The organism is Pseudothauera lacus, from assembly GCF_003034845.1.
GTDB lineage: Bacteria > Pseudomonadota > Gammaproteobacteria > Burkholderiales > Rhodocyclaceae > Pseudothauera > Pseudothauera lacus.
In genome coordinates, this window is sequence record NZ_PZKC01000030.1 from 1 (window position 1) to 1796 (window position 1796).

The window sequence follows — 1796 nt, forward strand, 5'->3', positions numbered from 1 at the left end:
GCTGGCCACCTCGGCCCATTCCGGGTCGGGGCACTTGAAGCTATTTCCAGGGAAACGAACCGGGCTTGTTCAACAATCGGTTCATGTCGTGGCTCGCTTCGCGATCACGACATAACCTTAATCGTTAGAAGGTTCTAGAGAGATTCCCATTCGATGGTGCCGTCCGAAGCTATGGACGTGCTCTTGGCATATTGCCGCCGACCATAGATTCCATAGCCAAGATAGTCGATGATTTCAAAAGCCATGCAATGATCTATTTCCATGCACTCTGCGAATCTCTCACCGCGTATGGCGAAATTCATGCCTCCTCTGTGGGCGACGCTCGGATAAGCAAACCCATCTAGTATTCGTTTTCCATCACGCTCGGCAGATAGGATGATGTCACTGAGGGCCGAGGTAGCCTTGTAATCCTGAGTTCCTCGGGCTGGTGAGATGAATAGGTCAGACATAAAAGCGTCGAGATAGAGGGCTTTCAACCCGGCTTCAGAGTTTATGTTGTCCAAAAACTCCTGAATCATTGCTCGACTTTCCTCGTTCCCGATCAGCGCCCGGCCATACCTTCGTACATGCTCAATTTCGCCAACAGCGGTTAGGACAACCTCTTGCTCCTTTTTCGGCTTAGCAACTGAGACCTGCAGTCGATCCCCGATTTCTGGCCGAAGTTCCGAGAGCACGGTATCCAAATTGTTTGCTCCGTAAAAGATTGATACGCCCGGCTTGTGACACCGACCATAGTCCTTGACGTCTTCCGGCTTTCGGTTAGACAACTCACGAACATTGGTAAAAAGATGCTCGCTGTTTTCTATACGGCCTCGAAAAATGCCCCAATCCGTTTTAATCGGATATCCAAGCCAGAAGTGCCCTTCCGTCAAATCATCCAACAGCCCCCGAATTTGTGTCCAAGGTAGCCGAAAGCGACTACCGCCACTCAGCTGCTCAGTTAGCGCAAGCACAGCTTGAAAGGGAATACCTCTCTTTGCGTTACTCATCAGCGATACCTTCTAACGTGAAGCTTCAGCCGACGGCAAACTGCGCAGCGGTTTGACGGTCGGGTGCAAGCGTTGGTTAGCAGAGGCTGGATCAGCATTCAACTCAGGGCTGCCTCTGCCAAGTTTGCGGAAAGAAGCGCATGGGAGCTATATACCGAGAAAGCAAGTGGTATTGCCAGTTCGATTGCAAGCCTGATAAAGAAGGTCGGTCTTGTCTTGAAATGAAGGAACTTCAAATGCCCTTTGAAGCGGTCAGTATCAACTGTCCCAAAGGCGACAACCTCATTGCTATTGATTGCCTCTTTTAGTTCTTCGAGCTCCTTCGATGCAACAACGACCTGCCATGCGGTGAGTTCTGAATAGACGTAAACGAGAAAGCTAACTGTAAAGTATGCAATTGCAGCAACCAGAAGCGTTATTAAAGCCTGTTGGTTTGCCGCTGTGAATTCAATGCCAATGGCAGATATCTTTTCCGGCACCAGACCCACCTCTGCAATTAATACGCCGATCAGAGATGATGCCATGACATTGCGCCTAGCCTTTCGGGTGGTTTCGTGAAGTGGGTCTCTTAATCTAGCGAAAAAGTGATCGGCGTTGCTCACGACGCTTCCTTAGTTGCTAACGACGGCCTTCAGGGGACGGCAAAATGCGCAGCATTTTGACGGTCCGCTGCAAGCACTGGTTGAACGAAGCCGCTACGCGGAGAGGTCGCCCGCCGGGCACCCACGAACTATCCTGCATGACGACTCCATCACGGTGATGGCGTCGATTCTGCATGACTTCGTGAGGAGTGACCAGCATGCCATC

At 50.9% G+C, this 1796-nt stretch carries 2 protein-coding genes; both read right to left on the minus strand.

Features of this window, described 5'->3' with window-relative positions; genetic code table 11:
• Positions 1-134: 134 nt before the first annotated feature.
• Positions 135-989, minus strand: a complete 855-nt coding sequence (locus C8261_RS17025; RefSeq protein ID WP_107494919.1) for an RES domain-containing protein — start codon at positions 987-989, stop codon at positions 135-137.
• Between the two features lie 98 nt (positions 990-1087).
• The gene (locus C8261_RS17235; protein ID WP_146161710.1) at positions 1088-1591 is read right to left on the minus strand and encodes a hypothetical protein; all 504 of its coding nucleotides are present in this window, start codon (positions 1589-1591) and stop codon (positions 1088-1090) included.
• Between the last annotated feature and the right edge of the window lie 205 nt (positions 1592-1796).